This is a genomic window from Antarcticirhabdus aurantiaca (assembly GCF_009765365.1).
Classification (GTDB): Bacteria; Pseudomonadota; Alphaproteobacteria; order Rhizobiales; family Rhizobiaceae; genus Antarcticirhabdus; species Antarcticirhabdus aurantiaca.
In genome coordinates this window covers 1-17,936 of record NZ_VTOM01000021.1, presented here as the reverse complement: position 1 = coordinate 17,936, position 17,936 = coordinate 1, and the positions used below count along the sequence as shown (strand labels likewise).

General features: G+C 69.9%; 13 protein-coding genes. 6 read left to right on the top strand and 7 right to left on the bottom strand.

Features of this window, described 5'->3' with window-relative positions:
• Positions 1–45: 45 nt before the first annotated feature.
• Complete coding sequence (locus FZN60_RS21585) at positions 46–981, bottom strand: LysR substrate-binding domain-containing protein (protein WP_158875589.1); 936 nt, start codon at positions 979–981, stop codon at positions 46–48.
• 99 nt (positions 982–1,080) lie between these two features.
• Between FZN60_RS21585 and FZN60_RS21580 the strand changes: the two genes are divergently transcribed.
• From FZN60_RS21580 to FZN60_RS21570, 3 genes are all read left to right on the top strand, one after another.
• Positions 1,081–1,833 (top strand): sulfite exporter TauE/SafE family protein, encoded by a 753-nt coding sequence (locus tag FZN60_RS21580; RefSeq protein WP_158875588.1) that lies wholly within the window; start codon positions 1,081–1,083, stop codon positions 1,831–1,833.
• Positions 1,834–1,918: 85 nt separating this feature from the next.
• Positions 1,919–2,704: a class I SAM-dependent methyltransferase gene (locus FZN60_RS21575; RefSeq protein WP_158875587.1), complete on the top strand. Its 786-nt coding sequence runs from the start codon at positions 1,919–1,921 to the stop codon at positions 2,702–2,704.
• Between the two features lie 164 nt (positions 2,705–2,868).
• Complete coding sequence (locus FZN60_RS21570) at positions 2,869–5,547, top strand: MGH1-like glycoside hydrolase domain-containing protein (RefSeq protein ID WP_422570001.1); 2,679 nt, start codon at positions 2,869–2,871, stop codon at positions 5,545–5,547.
• 13 nt (positions 5,548–5,560) lie between these two features.
• Here FZN60_RS21570 and FZN60_RS21565 read toward each other — a convergent pair whose 3' ends face one another.
• The gene (locus tag FZN60_RS21565) at positions 5,561–6,661 is read right to left on the bottom strand and encodes a DNA topoisomerase IB (RefSeq protein ID WP_158875586.1); all 1,101 of its coding nucleotides are present in this window, start codon (positions 6,659–6,661) and stop codon (positions 5,561–5,563) included.
• Between the two features lie 213 nt (positions 6,662–6,874).
• Between FZN60_RS21565 and FZN60_RS21560 the strand changes: the two genes are divergently transcribed.
• The 3 genes from FZN60_RS21560 to FZN60_RS21550 all read left to right on the top strand — a co-directional run bounded on the left by FZN60_RS21560 (position 6,875) and on the right by FZN60_RS21550 (position 11,310).
• Positions 6,875–8,503, top strand: a complete 1,629-nt coding sequence (locus FZN60_RS21560; RefSeq protein ID WP_246727045.1) for an MFS transporter — start codon at positions 6,875–6,877, stop codon at positions 8,501–8,503.
• Positions 8,504–8,693: 190 nt separating this feature from the next.
• Positions 8,694–9,620 carry a manganese catalase family protein gene (locus FZN60_RS21555; RefSeq protein ID WP_158875584.1) on the top strand — a complete coding sequence of 309 codons (927 nt, stop codon included), beginning with the start codon at positions 8,694–8,696 and terminating at the stop codon, positions 9,618–9,620.
• Positions 9,621–9,807: 187 nt separating this feature from the next.
• On the top strand, positions 9,808–11,310 hold the full coding sequence (locus FZN60_RS21550; protein ID WP_158875583.1) for a YcaO-like family protein: 1,503 nt from the start codon (positions 9,808–9,810) through the stop codon (positions 11,308–11,310).
• A 4-nt stretch (positions 11,311–11,314) separates the two neighbouring features.
• Here FZN60_RS21550 and FZN60_RS21545 read toward each other — a convergent pair whose 3' ends face one another.
• The 5 genes from FZN60_RS21545 to FZN60_RS21525 all read right to left on the bottom strand — a co-directional run bounded on the left by FZN60_RS21545 (position 11,315) and on the right by FZN60_RS21525 (position 17,314).
• On the bottom strand, positions 11,315–12,259 hold the full coding sequence (locus FZN60_RS21545; protein ID WP_158875582.1) for a carbohydrate ABC transporter permease: 945 nt from the start codon (positions 12,257–12,259) through the stop codon (positions 11,315–11,317).
• Positions 12,256–13,131 carry a carbohydrate ABC transporter permease gene (locus FZN60_RS21540; RefSeq protein WP_158875581.1) on the bottom strand — a complete coding sequence of 292 codons (876 nt, stop codon included), beginning with the start codon at positions 13,129–13,131 and terminating at the stop codon, positions 12,256–12,258. Before FZN60_RS21540 ends, FZN60_RS21545 begins: the two co-directional genes overlap by 4 nt.
• 28 nt (positions 13,132–13,159) lie before the next feature.
• On the bottom strand, positions 13,160–14,434 hold the full coding sequence (locus FZN60_RS21535; RefSeq protein ID WP_158875580.1) for an extracellular solute-binding protein: 1,275 nt from the start codon (positions 14,432–14,434) through the stop codon (positions 13,160–13,162).
• Positions 14,435–14,663: 229 nt separating this feature from the next.
• Positions 14,664–15,053 carry a hypothetical protein gene (locus FZN60_RS21530; protein WP_158875579.1) on the bottom strand — a complete coding sequence of 130 codons (390 nt, stop codon included), beginning with the start codon at positions 15,051–15,053 and terminating at the stop codon, positions 14,664–14,666.
• Between the two features lie 161 nt (positions 15,054–15,214).
• Positions 15,215–17,314 carry a HAMP domain-containing methyl-accepting chemotaxis protein gene (locus tag FZN60_RS21525; RefSeq protein ID WP_158875578.1) on the bottom strand — a complete coding sequence of 700 codons (2,100 nt, stop codon included), beginning with the start codon at positions 17,312–17,314 and terminating at the stop codon, positions 15,215–15,217.
• Positions 17,315–17,936 lie beyond the last annotated feature (622 nt).

The following is a 17,936-nucleotide window of genomic DNA, read 5'->3' as shown; positions in this document are numbered from 1 at the left end:
ATGGTGTTGTTCTGTTTCGGAATGTTTCCGGCACGATCCTCCAGTTCAGATGGAGGATCGTGCGGCGTCCGGGGTGGCGCCGGCGGGTGGGCGCGCGTCGCCGTTGCGCCCCGCCAGATGGCGAAGGAGAGCGAGAGGCAGCGGCTCGAGCCCGTCCGGCGAGGCCGAGCACAGCATCAGCCGCCGCGTCGCCCAAAGGTCGGTCAGCCGCACGGCGGCCAAGGGCATGCTGCGCCGGGCGCGCCGGGCGGCGGTCTCCGGCACGATGCCGATCCCCGCCCCGTCGGCGGCCAGTCGGCAGACGCCGTCGAAGGTCCGCAGGGTGATCCGCGGGCGCACGCGGCAGCCGATGCGCTCCCCCTGCTCGCGGATATGGACCTGAAGGGCGCCGTCGAAGCCGATCATCGGCTCGCCCGCGACCTGCGCGAAGGCGATCCGGCGCCCGCCAGCCAGCGGATGGTCGCGCGCCATGACGACGGCGAGGCGGTCGGTGGCGAAGAACTGCGCCGACAGGCTTCCGGTTTCGACCGAGTCCGACACGATGCCGATCTCGGCCAGGCCTCCGGCCACGGCCTTGACGATCTCCGTGCTCGGCCGCTCGGAAAGGTCGATGTCCGCGCCGGGATGGCGCACGAGAAAGGAGCCGAGCCGCTCGGGCAGGAAGCCCGCCACCGCCGCCGAGTTCGCCAGGAGCCGGACGGAGCCCCGGAAGCCGCGCGCATGGTCCGACAGTTCGGCCTGCATGGCGCCGACCTGGCGCAGGACGAGGCGCGCATGATGAACGAGCGCGTCGCCCGCGCGGGTCGGCGACACGCCGCGGCGGCCGCGCAGGAGAAGCGGCACGCCGGCGGCGAGATCCATGTCGCGCAGCCGCTCGCTCGCGGCCGCGAGCGACAGGTTGGCGGCCGCGGCACCGTGGGTGATGCTGCCGGCATCCACGACGGCGAGAAACAAGCGAAGATCAGGCAGGTCGAAGCGCATGAAGGAAACGCTCGCACGGAACGAGCCTTCGGACCAGCCGAAGCCTGAGGCCGTTCTTTCCGAATTGCGCGCGAGCGCTCGGTCGGTCGAAGTGACCTCATGGACCTGTCCCTATCCCTGCCCCTCCTCGCCATCGTCGGCGCCACCTTCTTTCTCGCCGGCATCGTCAAGGGCGTGACGGGCATGGGCCTGCCCACGGTCGCGATGGGCATCCTCGGCGCTCTCCTGTCGCCGCTCGCCGCGGCCGGTCTCCTGCTCGCGCCCTCGCTCGTCACCAATCTCTGGCAGTTGCTGGCGGGTCCGCGTCTCGGCACCCTGGCGCGGCGGCTCTGGCCGATGATGGCGGCGATCACGCTCGGGACGCTTGCCGGCTCGGCGCTGCTCGCGGGCGGCGAACCGGCGTTGACGACGCGGGCGCTCGGGATCGCGCTCGTCCTCTACGCCGCCGTCACGCTGATTGTCCGCCCCTTCCGGCTGCCCGAGGCCTGGGAACCGGTCGCCTCGCCGGTCGTCGGCCTGACGACGGGGATCGTCACCGGCGCGACGGGCGTCTTCGTCATGCCCGCGGTGCCCTATCTCCAGTCGCTCGGCCTCGGCAGGGACGACCTCGTCCAGGCGCTCGGCCTGTCGTTCACGGTCTCGACCCTGGCGCTGGCGCTGGGACTCGCCTGGCACGGGAGCCTCGCCGGCGGGAACTGGTCCGCCTCGCTCCTGGCGATCATGCCGGCCCTTCTCGGCATGGCCGCGGGGCAGAGGATCCGCGCCCGGGTCAGCCTGATCGCCTTTCGCCGCGCCTTCCTCCTTGGCCTCCTGCTTCTCGGGCTCGATATGGCCTCGCGGGGACTGCGATGAGACGCGAAAACAAGACATCGGCGCCGCCCTGGCGCTCGACCGAGACGCGGACGACTCGTCCGAAACGACCAATGGAGACGTGGCGATGAGCGAGACCCATTCGAGCGTGGTGCGGCGCCAGTTCGGCGCGCAGGCCGCGGCCTATGTGACGAGCGCGGTGCATGCCGCGGGCGAGGACCTCGACTGGATCGAGGCGCGGCTGGCGGCCGTTCGTCCGGCCTCCGCGCTCGACCTCGGCTGCGGCGGCGGCCATGTCAGCTACCGCGCCGGGCCTCACGCGGGGCGGGTCGTCGCCTGCGACCTGTCCGCCGACATGCTGGCGGCCGTGGCGGCGGAAGCGGAGCGCCGGGACCTTCGCACCATCGAGACGCGCCAGGCGCGGGCCGAGGCGCTGCCCTTCGAGGCGGGATCCTTCGACGTGGTCGCCACGCGCTTCAGCACCCATCACTGGAGCGACGCCGCCGCGGGCCTGCGCGAGGCCGCGCGGGTGCTGGCGCCCGGAGGCCTGTTTCTCGCCTCCGACGTTTCCTCGCCGGGCGTGCCCCTCCTCGACACGCATCTCCAGGCCGTCGAGCTGCTGCGCGATCCCTCGCACGTTCGCGATTACGGCGCGCGCGAATGGGCGGCGATGGTGGAGGTTGCCGGGCTGGAGCTGCGGCACCTGTCGCTCCACCGGCTGCGCATGGACTTCCCCGTCTGGATCGCGCGGATGCGCACGCCCGAGGTGGCGGCGAACGCCATCCGCTTCCTTCAGCACCAGCTGTCGGAGGAAGGCCGGCGCCACTTCGCCGTCGAGGCCGACGGAAGCTTCACCCTCGACACGATCCGCATCGAGGCGATCAGGCCCGGGGCGGCCGGCACGGCGGGCTGAGGGTCCGACTGCCGGAGCCGCCCGACGAACGGGGCGCCGACGCTTGAAACGCGCGCGGGGCAATGCATGATCGCGCCGCGTGCATCGCCGTGGCGATCGGTGGTCCGCGGCGAAGCAACCGTGTCGCGGCCCCTCCGGCCGACAAGGGCCGAGGAGGACCGAGCTTGATCCCTGCCGGCGGGCGCGCGCCCATCTTCGAGACGGTCGAGGGCGGCCGGCTGCTTCGGGCGGACGAGGACGGCTGGCGGCGCTGGGGCCCGTACCTCGCCGAGCGTCAATGGGGAACGGTGCGCGAGGACTACAGCCCCGGTGGGGACGCCTGGACCTATCTTCCCCACGATCACGCCCGCTCCCGCGCTTATCGCTGGGGCGAGGACGGCATCGCCGGCTTCTGCGACGAGAACCAGCACTGGTGCCTGTCGCTCGCACTTTGGAACGGCGCCGACCCGATCGTCAAGGAACGCCTGTTCGGCCTGTCCAACACCGAGGGCAACCACGGCGAGGACGCCAAGGAGCTCTGGTGGCACCTCGACGCGGTGCCGAGCCACGCCTGGCAGCGGATGCTCTACCGCTATCCGCACAAGCCCTTCCCCTACGACGACCTCGTCGCCGAGAATGCCCGCCGGCGCGGGACGGACGCTCCGGAATACGAGCTGGAGGATACCGGCATCCTTGCCGAGGACCGGTTCTTCGACGTCTCGGTCGACTATGCCAAGGCCTCGCCCGACGAGATCCTCATGCGGATCACCGTCGTCAATCGCGGTCCGGAGGCGGCGCAGCTCCACGTCCTGCCCCAGCTCGTCGCCCGCAACACCTGGAGCTGGCGCGACGGCGCGGCCAAGCCCCGGATCGCGTCCGACGGCGAGCGCGCGGTTCGCGCCGTCCACCCCGCCATGCCCGAGCTGCGCTTCGAGGCGCTCCAGGCGGCGCGGTTCCTGTTCTGCGAGAACGAGACCAATGCCCGGCGGCTGTTCGGCACCGGACCCGAAGGCGCCTTCAAGGACGCGATCAACGACCACATCGTCGGCGGCGGAGCGACGCCCCTGCCGGCGAGCGGCACCAAGTGCGCGGCGCTGTCCGTCCACGCGCTCGCGCCCGGTGAACGGCTCGTCCTGCGCTACCGCCTGGCGCCGGCCGACGCGCCGGCTCGGGACACGGCGGCCTTCGACCGCCTCGTCGCCGAGCGGCGAAGCGAGGCGGACGCGTTCTTCGCGGCGCTTCAGCGCGACATTGCCGATCCAGACGCGCGCCTCGTGCAGCGCCGGGCGCTCGCCGGTCTCCTCTGGTCGAAGCAGGTCTACCGCTACAACGTGAAGCACTGGCTCGACGGCGACCCGGCCGAGCCCCGGCCGCCGCCCGAGCGCCGGCGCGGCCGCAACGCCGACTGGACCCACCTCAACAATGCCGATGTGATCCTGATGCCCGACACCTGGGAATATCCCTGGTACGCGTCCTGGGATCTCGCCTTCCACGCCATGGCGGCGGCAGCGATCGACCCCGCCTTCGCCAAGGCGCAGCTCCTGCTCCTCACCCGCGAATGGTACATGCATCCGAGCGGGCAGCTGCCGGCCTACGAGTGGAACTTCGCCGACGCCAACCCGCCGATCCAGGCCTTCGCCGCACTCCGCGTGTTCCGGATGGACGCCGCCATGACCGGCGAGCCGGACCACGACTTCCTGGAGCGGCTCTTCCACAAGCTGGCGATCAACTTCACCTGGTGGGTGAACCGCAAGGATTCGGCCGGTCGCGACCTCTTCCAGGGCGGCTTTCTCGGGCTCGACAACATCGGCGTCTTCGACCGCTCGGCGCCCATTCCCGGCGGCGGCTTCCTGGAGCAGGCGGACGGCACGGCCTGGATGGCCATGTACGCGCTGAACCTCATGCGCATGGCCCTGGAGCTGGCCCGGCGAAACGCGGTCTACGAGGACGTCGCGACGAAGTTCTTCGAGCACTTCCTCGTCATCGCCTCGGCCATGACGCATGTCGGCACACCGGAATCGGAGAAGGGCACGGCGACCGACCGCGGGCGAGGCCTGTGGGACGAGGAGGACGGCTTCTTCTACGACGCGCTGGTCCTGCCGGACGGCAGCGAGGACACGCTCCGGCTCCGCTCGCTCGTCGGCCTCATCCCGCTCTGCGCCGTGGAGGTGCTCGACCCGGAGGCGGCGACGCGCCATCCGGGCTTCGCCCGCCGCCTCGGCTGGATGCTCGCGCACCGTCCGGACCTGACGGGCCAGGTGTCGCGCTACGAGGAACCGGGCAAAAACGCGCGCCTCCTCCTGTCGCTCCTGCGACGCCACCGCATGACGGCGCTCCTGACGCGGATGCTGGACGAGGCCGAGTTCCTGTCGCCCTTCGGCCTGCGCTCCCTGTCCAAGGCGCACGGAACCGCGCCCTTCGTCCTGGAGCGCGACGGAACGCGCTTCGAGGTCGGCTACGAGCCGGGCTGTTCGACGTCGGGCATCTTCGGCGGCAATTCCAACTGGCGCGGGCCGGTCTGGATGCCGATCAACGTCATGATCGTCGAGGCGCTTCGCGAGTTCGAGCGCTTCTACGGCGACGCCGTCGAGGTCGAGTGCCCGACCGGCTCGGGGCGCATGGCGAGCTTGGGCGCGGTCGCGGACGAGGTGTCGCGGCGCTTGTGCGCCCTCTTCCTGAAGGACGCGGCCGGCATCCGGCAGGCGCTCGGGGGGCCGGCACCGCGCGGCGGTCCGGAGAACGAGGAGCTGATCGTCTTCCACGAGTTCTTCCACGGCGAGACCGGGCTCGGGCTCGGCGCCTCGCACCAGACCGGCTGGACCACTCTCGTCGCCCTGCTGCTGCAGCCTGTCGCCGCGCGCTGAAGCGCCGGGCGCCTCAGGCGGCCTTCGCCTCGGGCACTTCCGCGGCGAGCCGGGCGCGCAGGAGACCGACCACCGCCGCCTCCTCCGGCTTGAGGCCGCTGATGTCGCCGCGCAACTCCTCCTCGACCTCCTCCTTGATCTCCAGGAGCAGGGAGCCGTCGAGATAGGTGCTGAGGATCTCCGGGTGGACGTAGCACTTGCGGCAGACGGTCGGCGTGTTGCCGAGGCGCGCCGAGACCTTCTCGATGGCGGCGCGCACGTTCTTCTTGGCCTTGGCGGCGCTGTCGAAGGCCTCGAACTCGCGCAGCACCATGGCCGCGAGCACCGTTCCCGCCCAGGTGCGGAAATCCTTGGCCGTGATGTCCTTGCCCGTGATCTCCTTCAGATAGGCGTTGACGTCCGCCGAGGTCACGTCGCGCGTCTGACCCGCCTCGTCGACATATTGCAGGAGCTCCTGGCCCGGCAGCTCCTGGCAGGCCTTGACGATCTTGGCCACGCGCCGGTCGTTGACCTTGAGGTTCCAGGCCTTGCCGCTCTTGCCCTTGAAGCGGAAGCGCAGCTCCGCCCCCTCGACCTTGACGTGGCCGTCGCGCAGCGTCGTCAGGCCGTAGCTCTTGTTCTCCTTGGCGTAGCCGTCGTTGCCGACGCGGATCAGCGTGGTTTCCAGGAGATGCACGGTGGTCGCCAGCACCTTCTCGCGCGGCAGGCCGCGCAGCGCCATATGCTCCGAAACCCGCTTGCGGATGGCCGGCAGGCTGCGGGCGAAGTCCATGACGTGCTCGAACTTCACGCCCTCGCGCACGTCGCGGAACTTCGGATGGTAGCGGTACTGCTTGCGCCCCTTGGCGTCCCGGCCGGTCGCCTGGACGTGGCCGTTCTCGTCGGCGCAGATCCAGACGTCGGTATAGGCCGGCGGGATCGCCAGCGAGCGGATGCGCGCGAGCGTCTTCTCGTCGCTCACCTTCGCCCCGTCGGGTTTGACGTAGGTAAAGCCCTTGCCGGCCTTGCGGCGCCGGATGCCGGGCTCTTCGTCGGACACGTAGACGAGCCCGACGCTTTCCGCCGCGTCGCGCGGATCGACGATCGTCTGCGGCTCGCTGTCGTCGTCTGACATGGCTTGGGTCCCGAATGGATGGCAAGCTGCGTAACTGGCCGGAGGAAGCAGGCGTTCCTCGCCGCGCCCGCAAGGTCGAGAGCCGCGACCGGACCGGGCCCCGGAGCGGCATGCTGCTCACGCCAGGCGATTCTTTGCGCGGATGGGCGGCAGCGCCGGGCTTTGCGCCCTAGAATCGGTGCTTCTTCAGTGCCACTGCCCCAGCATCGCGACTTGTCCCAACGATCCTCGCTCTTTCAGCCCTTTCGCAGCGCCGACTTCCGCCTCCTCTGGTCCGCGGTCCTCGTGTCCAACCTCGGCGGCCTGATCCAGGCCGTCGGCGCCGGCTGGATGATGGCGAGCATCGCCGATTCCGACGACATGGTGGCGCTCGTCCAGACCGCGACGACGCTGCCCATCATGATCTTCTCGCTCGCCGCCGGGGCGCTCGCCGACAGCTTCGACCGGCGCACGGTGATGCTGGTGGCCCAGTCGCTGATGATGACGGCCTCCGTCGCCCTCGCCGTTCTCGCGATCCAGGGCTGGATCACGCCCTGGCTCCTCCTCCTCTTCACCTTCCTGATCGGCTGCGGCACGGCGCTTCACAATCCGTCCTGGCAGGCGTCCATGGGCGACCTCGTGCCGCGCTCGGACATCCCGTCCGCGGTGACGCTGAACAGCATGGCCTTCAACCTGATGCGCAGCATCGGGCCGGCGGTGGGCGGCTTCATCGTCGCCTCGGTCGGGGCGGCCGGCGCCTTCGCGCTGAACGCGGTGAGCTACGCGCCGCTCATCCTCGCGCTCACCCGCTGGACGCGGCGGCGCGCCCCGAGCCCCCTGCCGCGGGAAAGCTTTCAGCTGGCCATGTCGGCGGGCATCCGCTTCGTCGCCATGTCGCCCAACCTCGTGACGGTGATCGGGCGCGCCTTCCTGTTCGGGCTCGGCGCGATCTCGATCCTCGCGCTCCTGCCGCTCGTCGCGCGCGACCTCGTTTCCGGGGGCGCTGCGACCTTCGGCATCCTTCTCGGCAGCTTCGGCGTCGGCGCCATCGGCGGGGCGTTCATGAACACGCGCCTGCGCGAGCGGTACACGAGCGAGGTCATCGCGCGCGGCGCCTTCGTCGCCTTCGCGCTCAGCGCGGTTCTCGTCAGCAACAGCCGGCAGACCTGGCTCACCTGCCTCGCGCTCCTGCCGGCGGGCGCGTCCTGGGTGCTGGCGCTGTCGCTCTTCAACGTTACCGTCCAGCTCTCGACGCCGCGCTGGGTGGTGGGGCGGGCGCTCTCGATCTACCAGACCGCGACCTTCGGCGGCATGGCCGCGGGAAGCTGGATCTGGGGCCTTCTCGCCGACGCCTACGATCCGAGCCGGGCGCTGATCGTCGCGGGCGGCTTCCTGACCGTCGGGGCCTTGGTCGGCCTGCGCTTCGCCATTCCGCCGCTTCTCGCGCTCGATCTCGATCCGCTCGACCAGTTCCGCGAGCCGGAGGTGCGCCTGGAGCTGCGCTCGCGCAGCGGCCCGATCATGGTCATGGTGGACTACGAGATCGACCAGGCCGACGTGCCGGCCTTCCTCGCCGTGATGGCCGACCGGCGGCGCGTGCGCATCCGCGACGGGGCGCGGCAATGGGCGCTGCTGCGCGACCTCGAGAATCCCGGCACCTGGACCGAGACCTATCACGTGCCGACCTGGGTCGAGTACGTGCGCCACAACATGCGCCGCACCAAGGCCGACGCCGAGATCAACGAACGCTTGTTGTCACTCCATCGCGGCCCCGGCCGGCCGCGCGTCCACCGCATGATCGAGCGCCAGACGGTGACGCCCACCGACGACATGCCGATCAAGGAGCATCCGGACGTTCCCTGAAAAGGCCGGACATGGCGACGCCCGATCCCTGGAGCCCGCCGCACATCCCGAGCCCGGCGCAGCGGGACCGCGCGCTTGGTTGCCGGCGACTTCGTCATTCAGCCAATGAATGAGCGGACGGCTGCGCCTGTTGGGTGGAGAGCCTGCATCTAGCTAAGGGTCGGCACGCTCACAATGGAAGGATGTATCCATGTTCATGCGCGTCGACAAGTTGCAGGCAGAACTGCCGGCACCCAAGCGAGCCGACCCCAATGCCGCCGCGGCTCTTCAGGAGCTGCTCGGAGGCAAGTACGGCGAGATGTCCACTCTGGGCAACTACATGTTCCAGAGCTTCAATTTCCGATCCAAGGAGAAGCTGAAGCCGTTCTACAGCCTGGTCGCCTCGATCACGGCGGAAGAACTCGGCCACGTCGAACTGGTCTCCAACGGCGTCGCCATGCTCGCCAACGGACCGGACAAGCCCGGTGGCGACGAGAAGGACGGCGGCGACATCTCGGGCGCGCCCTTCGAGGACATGAAGGACATGCGCCTCGCCGCGGCCTTCCTGTCGGGCGGCGGCGGCGCGATGCCGGTGAACTCCAACGGCGCGTCGTGGAACAACGACTTCGTCACGACGACGGGCAACGTCGTCGTCGACCTCCTCCACAACTTCCACCTCGAATGCGGCGCGCGCCTCCACAAGCTGCGCGTCTACGAAACGCTGACCGACCCGACCGGCCGCGAGGTCTGCGGCTATCTCCTGGTGCGCGGCTCGGTCCACGCGCATGCCTACGCACTGGCGCTGAAGAAGATCACCGGCGTCGACCTCGACAAGTTCCTGCCCACCCCGAACATCCCGCTGTCGAAGATCCCGGAGTGCCAGAAGTACCTCGACGAGGGCTCGCACCGCCGCCTCTATACGTTCAGCCCGAGCGACTACAAGGAAATGGCCGGCATCTGGGGTAACGGCGAGGTGGCCCTGCCCGACGATCCGCCCGGCGAGCTGGAGGTCGTCGACGGCATGCCGGAGGGCGGCAAGATCCACCAGCTGACCGGCGTGCCTTCCGCCTTCACGCCGGACTACGCGCCGGAGGAAATGTTCGAGATCGCGCAGAAACTCTACAAGGCCTCGCGCTGATCGAGCGGGCGGCGGGCCTTCGAGCCCGACCCGCCGAGAAAAGAGGAACGGGCCGCACCGCGCGGCCCCTTCCCGCACCAAGGCCGCTCTCGCAGCGGTGTTGCGTCGCATGGCGCGGTTCGGATGGCGGCGGGCGCTAGTTGCAGGGGCGTTCGAACCCATTCCGCCCCGGAGACCCTGCCCCCTCATGCAAGCCTCGACCCACGATCTTCCGGCCGACCTGCCCGACGCCGCGCGCGCCTATGTCGAGGCGCTGCCGCCCGGCCGCCTCGTCGGCTTTCCGCTGCAGGGGCTCGACAGAACGGGTGTGCCGGCCTGGAAGGTGTCGCTCTTCCTCGACGACCCCACGATGCCCGGCAACATGCCCTCCGGCTACGGCTACGGGGCGGACGAGGGCACGGCGATCATCGGGGCGCTCGCGGAGATCGCCGAGGCGATCCTGCCGACGCTGACGCTGATGAAGACGGACAAGCGCATGGGCAGCTATGCCGACCTCGTCGGCAGGGTGGGCACGAGCGGCATCGCCGATCCCCTCACCCTCTGCCTGCCGGCCGGCAGCCCGGTCGGCCGCGACACGCCCCTCGCCTGGATCGAGGCGCGGCGCGTATCGACCGGCGAGCCGGTGCTGGTGCCGGCGGATCTCGGCGCGACCGACTCCTTCGAGCTGCCGGCGAACTACGAGCCCTTCACGCCGCTGATCACCAACGGCCTCGGCGCGGGGCCGGACCTCGACTGGGCGATCGGCCACGGCCTCCTCGAACTCCTCCAGCGCGACGGCAACGGCCTCGTCTTCCGCGCCCTCGATCGCGGCGTGGTGCTGGACCTGTCGGACGGGCTGGCGCCGGACGTGGCAAGCCTCCTCGCGCGCCTCGACGCCCTCGGCATCGAGGTCATGGCGAAGTTCGCCAGCGACCAGTTCGGCCTCGCCAACCTCTACGTCGTCGGCTTCGACCGCGAGGGCTCGGGTCCGCGCGTGCCGATCATGCTGTCCGCCTGCGGCGAGGCCTGTGATCCCGACCGCAACGTCGCGCTGCGGAAAGCCATCCTCGAATTCTGCTCGGCGCGGGTGAGGAAGACCTACGCACATGGGCCCATCGAAGAAGCGCGGCGCGTCGCGCCCGACGGCTTCCTCGATCGCTTCCTCGAAGCCGCCATGCCGAGCCTCGTTTCCGGCGAGAACCGGGCGCTGGAGGCGATGACCGCCTGGGCCACCATGCCGCCGGAGGGGCTGAAGGCGGCGCTGTCCGACAGCGTCTTCTCGCGCCGGACGACGAAGCGCTTCACCGAGCTGCCGGAGGCGAACCTCGCCACCACCCGCGAGCGCGGCCGCGTCGCGCGCCAGCGCCTGGAGCGGGAGGGTTTCGACATCCTCGCGATCGACGGCGCGCCTGGATCGGGCGTCGGCGTCGCCAAGGTCATCGTGCCGGGCCTGGAGGTCGAGACCATGAGCTACAACCGCATCGGCGAGCGCGGCGCGCGCAAGCTCCTGGAGATGGGCAGCGATCTCGTCCGCTTCGGCGAGGAAAGCAAAACGCTCCGCCCCGTGCGCCTGACGCCGGAGGCGATCGAGCGCTTCGGCGGCCGCGTGCCGATGCTCGACGTCGCGGCGGTCGCGTGGGCGGTGGGGCCGCTCTACCCGCTCTATCGCGAGCCGGAAGCGCACCACGTCGCGCACGTTCTCGCGGGATGAGGCGTCAGGCCTTCATCCCCGAGGTTCGCGCGTAGAAGCGCTGGAGGGCGAGGAAGAGGACGATCACCGGCAGGACGGTGACGGCGATCGCCGCCTGCTGGAGCGACAGGTCGCGCTCGGAATCGAAGGCGCCGCGCATGAGGTGGATGCCGACCGGGCCGGTCTGGAGGCCGGGCGAGGTGCGCGTCACCGTCAGCGTCCAGACCACCTCGTTCCAGTGGTAGATGAAGACGAAGATGCCGAGCGTCAGAAGCGCCGGGCGCACCAGCGGCAGCACCACCGACCAGAGGATGCGCAGCTCCCCCGCCCCGTCGATGCGCGCGGCGTCGATCAGCTCGTCCGGCACCGAGATCATGAACTGGCGCATGAGAAACACGCCGTACCAGGAGACGGCGAAGGGCAGGATCAGCGCGGCATAGCTGTCGAGGAGCCCGGTGCCGCCCTGGCCGAGAAGGTCGTTGCCGCCGGCGAGCGGAAAGTAGCGCAGCACGATGAAGAGCGGGATGATCAGGAGAAAGAAGGGGAAGACCTGCGCCACCACGACGAACTTCAGGATCAGGTCGCGCCCGCGGAAGCGGAACTTCGCCAGCGCGTAGGCCGCGGTGGTGCTGGTGGCGAGCTGAAGGCAGGTGATCGCGATTGTGACAGCGAAGCTGTTGAACAGCCAGAGCCCGAGCGGAAAATCGCGGAAGACGGCGGCGAAGTTCTCCCATTGCGGGTCCGCCGGCACGTAGACCGGCGGGCGCGCCAGGCGTTCGGCCGGCGAGCGCAGGGCGCCCAGGATCATGTCGATGAAGGGCGCGACCATGATCGCGCCGCCGAGCGAGAGCGCCGTGAAGCGCCCGGCCCGCAGCCACGGCCGCGGCCGGACGCCGGGCCGGGCGCGGAACGCGTCGGCCGCGGCGCTTCGCGAGGGCACGGCTTCCTCGGCCAGCGTCGAGAGCGTCATCCGTAGGCCTCCAGCCCGCCGCGACGCATGAAGGCGAGCTGCGCGAAGGCGACCAGCGCGACCGCGACGAGGAGGAGCCAGGCGGCCGCCGCGGCGAGCCCGAGCTTCAGCTGGCCGAAGGCGAGGTCGTAGATGTGGAGGGCCGCGACGTTGGTCGTGTTGACCGGCCCGCCGCCGGTCAGGACCAGCATCAGCGCGAAGTAGCCGACGCCCTTCACGAGGTTGGACAGCGTGACGAAGAGGAGCGCGGGCTTGAGGAGCGGCAGCGTCACGTGGCGGAACACCTCCCAGGGGCTTGCCCCATCGATGCGCGCGGCGTCCTCGCAGTCCTCGTCCACCTGGTCGAGCGCGGCCGACAGCAGCAGCATGTCCTGCCCGACATGGAACCAGACGAAGACGAGGATCGTGGCGAGCATCGCCGTGCCCGGATCGAACAACCAGGCGGGACCGGGAATGCCTGCCAGCGCCAGCGTCCGGTTGAGGAGGCCGTAGGGGTCGGCCAGCACCGACTGCCAGACATAGGCGACGGCCGCGACGTTGGTGACGCCCGGCAACCAGTAGAGCGAGCGCCAGACGGCCCGCCTGCGGCTGCGCCGGACCGCGACCGCGAGCGCCATGGCGAGCGGCACGCCGACGAGGATCGTGCCCCCGACGAAGAGCGCGGTGTTGCGCAGCGTCGTCCAGAACAGGGGATCGCGGGTCAAAAGATAGGCGTAGTTGGCGGCGCCCACGAAGCGCGGGCGCCCGAGCGAGTTCCAGGAGAAGAAGGACAGGCCCAGCGAGAAGAGGACGGGAACGAGGAAGAACACCGCCGCGAAGAGGAGCACCGGCGCCAGGAGGAGGTAGGGCGTCGCGCGCCGGGACAGGATCATGGAGCGGCGTCCGCGTCGGGGCGCGCTCTCAGAACGGTTCGGCGAGGAGGGCCGAGATCGCCTCGTCGGCTTGCTCCAGCGCGGTCGGCGCGTCCATGCGGCCGAGCCAGACCTCTTCGATGGCGGTGCGCAGCACCTTGTCGGCCTCCGCGGTCTGGCGGATGTTCGGGTCCGGCACGGCGCGCCCGCTCGACAGGGCCTCGACGTAAGGGGTGGAGAAGGCGTCGCCGAGCTCGGCGTTCGAGGCCGCGATGTCGGCGCGGTTGGCGGTCAGCGAGCCCAGCGCGATCAGCATGTCGCCGGTGCAGGAGCGCTTGTTCGCCTCGCGCGGCTCGTTCAGCCAGCGGATCAGCTTCCAGGCTTCGTCCGCGTTCGGGCTCTGCGCGTCCACCGCCTGGTAGAAGGAGTACTGGTAGGTCTTCCAGTCCGGCCCGCCGGGAATGGGCGCGACGCCGACGGTGTCGTCGAAGGCCTCGCCCAGGCCCTCGCGAAGCGTCTGCTCGAACCAGTTGGCGGCGATCATCATGCCGACCGATCCCGAGGGGAAGTCGCGCACCACGTTGGAGGCGCTGGTGAGGCCGCGCTTGAACAGCTCCGCCTCGCCCGACAGGATCTCGGCCGCGGCGGGGTCGGCGAGGTTGGTGCCGGTCAGGTCGTCGTTGAACAGCGGCACGCCCTTCGACAGGAGAAGGGTGCGGAAGGGGTGCGTGGCGTTGGCGACCGTCGGCCCGAAGGCGTAGCCGGCCGTCGTCACCTTGCCGAGGTCGTCGCGCCTGGCGATCTTCTCGGCCGCGGCGAGGACCCCGGCCCAGTCGCGGGGCGGCTCGTCGATGCCGGCCTCTGCGAACAGCTTCTTGTTGTAGACGAGGAGGTAGAGGCTGACTTCCGCTGGCACGCCCCAGACGGCGTCCTCGACCGTCGCCGAGCGCACCGTCGTCGGCTCGTAGTTGTCCTCCACGAAGCGGACCATGTCCTCCGGCGGCTCGGCGAGGATGCCGTCGCCGACGAGCTTGGCGCCCCAGATGGAATAAACGTTGTAGATGTCGGGCGCGCTGCCGGCGATGCGCGCGGTCTGCAGCGTCTGGAGGAAGTCCTCGATCTTGGATTGCTGGTAGACGATCGTCACGTTCGGATTCTGCGCCTCGTAGGCGCGGAAGCAGGCGGTGAGCGGCGCCATCTGCGCGTCGTTGTAATGGGCCGCGAAGGTCAGCGTCACCGGCGTCTGCGCCGAAGCGGCCAGCGTCGAGAGCCCCGCCGATCCGATCGCGGCGAGCGAGGCGCCGATCAAGAGCCACCTGGTCATCGCACTCCCCCTTGAGCAACCCCCGCGCCGAGTTGACGCGAAGGGAGACATATCAATCAGGGGTGTTCCGTCGATGGGCGGGAGAGGGCATGCGACACAACGCGCAGGGGAGTCGTCGATCCGCCCGAACGAGCAGAACGGGCATCGGCTCGCAGGCGGGCACACAAACACTGCCCGGCGGGTGGGCCGGACAGTGTGGTGCGCATCGTCGCCGGCGGCGCGATCGACCTCAGTTCGTGCAGGTTTCCTGCTGCGCGGTGGCGGCGGCGGTCGGGTCGCCGTTCTGCTGAGCCGCGACATCCTGGTCGGACATGGCCACGGCCACGTCGCCGCCGCCCTTGGTTTCGGCGAGCGGCATGGTCGAGCCGTCCTTAGATACGGCGCCGGACGCGCTGGCTTCGGCCTGCTCCATGTTGGTGGTGGTGCCGCCTTGCGACTGCGTCACGCCGGGCGCGTTCGCATCCGTTTCCAGCGGCGTGTGCTGGCCGTCCTTGGATATCGCCTCCCCGGTACCGCCCGCGATCGAGGCGGTGGTCTCGTTCGAGCAAGCCGCGGACGCGGCGCCCTGGAACGCGAAGCAGGCGGCGGCGGCGAGAGCCGCCGTGATGATCGGTTTCATCGTGACCTCCCTTGAGATCGGTGCCCCAAGAGAAAGACCGTGGCGGGATCCCAGTTCCCGACCGTGAGGCCGCAAATTACGGAGCCAACTCGGCCGGGCGCCCGATCCGGGACGCCCGGCCATTGTCCCGGTGTCCGGGTGAGAAAGACCGGGTGGCCGTCTCAGCCGCTCATGCGCTCGAAGCCCGCATCGTCGAGATCGAGGCTGACACCCCTCACCGCTGCGGCCTTCGCGGGCTGCCTCGGCTCGGCCGCCGCGGAGCGGCCGCCGGCAAAGCGCGCCGCCTGTGCCTGAAGCGCTCGGGCGTCGCCGGAGCGAACCGCCGCGGACGGGAAGTCCTGGCTCGCAACCGACGCGGTGCGAGGCGCGCTGACCTGCGGCGCTCCGTCGAGCTTGAAGAAGCCGGCGCGCTCATTGAGGCTCATCGCCTCGCCCGACAGCGCCTCGGCCGTCGCGGTCATCTCGTTGGCCGCACCGGCATTGGCCTGCGTCACCTGGTCGAGCTGGACCACGGCCTGGTTGATCTGCTCGATGCCGATCGACTGTTCGCGGCAGGCGGCGGAGATTTCCGAGACGAGCTCGGCGGTGCGCCGGATGTCGGGCAGGAGGCTGTCGAACATGCGCCCGGCCTCTTCGGCCGCCTGCAGGGTCTCGACGGACAAGTCGCCGATCTCGGCCGCGGCGGCCTGCGAACGCTCGGCCAGCTTCCTCACTTCCGAAGCGACGACCGCGAAGCCCTTGCCGTGGGCGCCCGCGCGCGCCGCCTCGATGGCGGCGTTGAGGGCCAGGAGATCGGTCTGGCGGGCGATCTCCTGGACGACCCGCACCCGCTCCGCGATGGATCGCATGGCCTCCAGCGAACCCGAGATGGCCTGCCGGCTGCGATCGGCGCTCTCGGCCGAAAGCGCGGCGATCTTCTCGGCCTGCGCCGAGTTCTCGGCGTTCTGCTTGATGTTCGCCGTCATCTCCTCGACGGCGGCCGAGGTTTCCTCGGAGGCGGCGGCCTGCTCCGTGGAGCCTGACGAGAGCTGCTCGGCCGTCGCCGCCGACTGGCGCGAGCCCGAGGCGACCTGCGCCGCCGAGCCGAGCACGCCCGAGACGATGTGCGACAGCTTCTCGCTCATGGCGTTGATGGAGCGGAGGAGATCGCCGATCTCGTCGCTGCCCTTGGCCTCGACGCGCTCGGACACGTCGCCCGAGCCGATGGCGTCGGCCAGCCGCACCGCACGGTTCAAGCCCCGGCCGATCGAGAGCGACAGCCAGGCCGCGGCCGACGCGCCCGCCACCAGGGCGGCGAGCGCGAGCGCGACCATGAGGTTGCGCGTCGAGGCGTAGCTGCTCTCGGCCTTTGCAAGGAACTCGTCGGCGATCTCGGCGGCCCGCTTGTTGACGGCCTCCAGGCGCTCGTTGAGCTTGGCCGACAAGGGCGCGAACTTCGTCGCGTTGGCTTCGAGCGCGCGTCCGAAATAGTTGTTGACGCCGTAGGCGAGCTGCTCGGCCTCGGCGGCCTGCAGCTGTGCCCAGGCCGCCCGCGTCGTTTCCACGAGATCGCGGCTGCGCTGGACCGCCGGCAGGCGGGCCAACTGTTCGAACCGCGCGTCGACCGTGGCGAAGAGCTCGCCGAGATCGTCCTTGATCCGCTGGATCTGTTCCGGATCGGTTCGCACGACGGACGCGATGGCCGAGGTCCGGCTGCGAAGGACGTCCGTCTGGATCTCCGACAGGAGCGCGAGCGCGGCGAGGGCCTCAGCCCCGCCCTGATCGAGGATGGCGCCGCGCAGCTCGGCCGAAGCGGACAGGAACGCGTCGGAGCCGGGCTTGGTCGCGCTCATGGCGACGTTGCCGGCCGTCGGGTTCGCCGATTCGGCCAGGGCCGCCGTTTCCGCGCCGGCTGCCTTGAGGTCGGCCATCATCGCTTCGATGTCGCCGGAGGCCTGCCTGTCGGCCTCGGACATCATGCTGAAAAGCTGGTCGACCAGCTGATCGATGGCCTGCCAGTCCGCCTTGAGGTCGGCCTTGGCCTGCAAGCCCGCCTCCGAAGACGATCCGAGGAGGAGCCGCAGCGTCGCCCGCCGGGCGTCCGTGACGGTTTCCTGCAACGACTTGGCGAGTTCGACCTGCTTGAACGGACCGTCGGCGAATTGCGTGAGCATCGCGCTGGTCTGGGATAGGCTCGACACCCCAAGGATGCCGGATACCGCGAGAAGAACGAGAACGCCGCCGAAAGAGCCGGCAAGCTTTGTCTTGATGGAGAACCGCACGAGGAGTCACCGCATAGTGCGCGAGACCTCGAAGGCTTCACGCTAAGGTTAGTTGGCGTACCCAGAATGCGGAACGAGACTTTCCCGCGGCTTACAGAATACCTGTTTGGACGGAAATGAAACTGTAGCCTAGAACGCATGCCCGGCTAATCTGGAGAGTTCGCCGCAGCCGCATCGGCCGACGATCAGCCGGGCCCGCGCTACTCGACATCGACGTTGATCGTTCTCAGCAGACCTGTCTGTCGGCTCGGCTTGGCCATCTGGCTTCGTTCCGCGCCCGAGCGAAGACCCCCGCTTCACCCCTGGCGATCAGCGCCCCGGCCCGAAGAGTTGCGGTGGCCCGATCGGAGCCCGCCGATCGGCGCCGACGCGCCGGAAACGCATTGCGTGCCGCGGCACGGGCAGCGCAGAGCCGCGCCCATCGAGCAATAGGCGATCCCGTCGCCGCAGCCATCCCCAGCTCGGGTGCCAAACGCCTGCGAAATGTAAGGAAACTGGTGCTGCGAGAGAGGATTGAACTCTCGACCTCTCCCTTACCAAGGGAGTGCCTGAACGCGAAAGCCCTGCAACACAAGGGTTTCGCCACCAGAACAAGACCGAAACATCACGATCTGTTCCGACG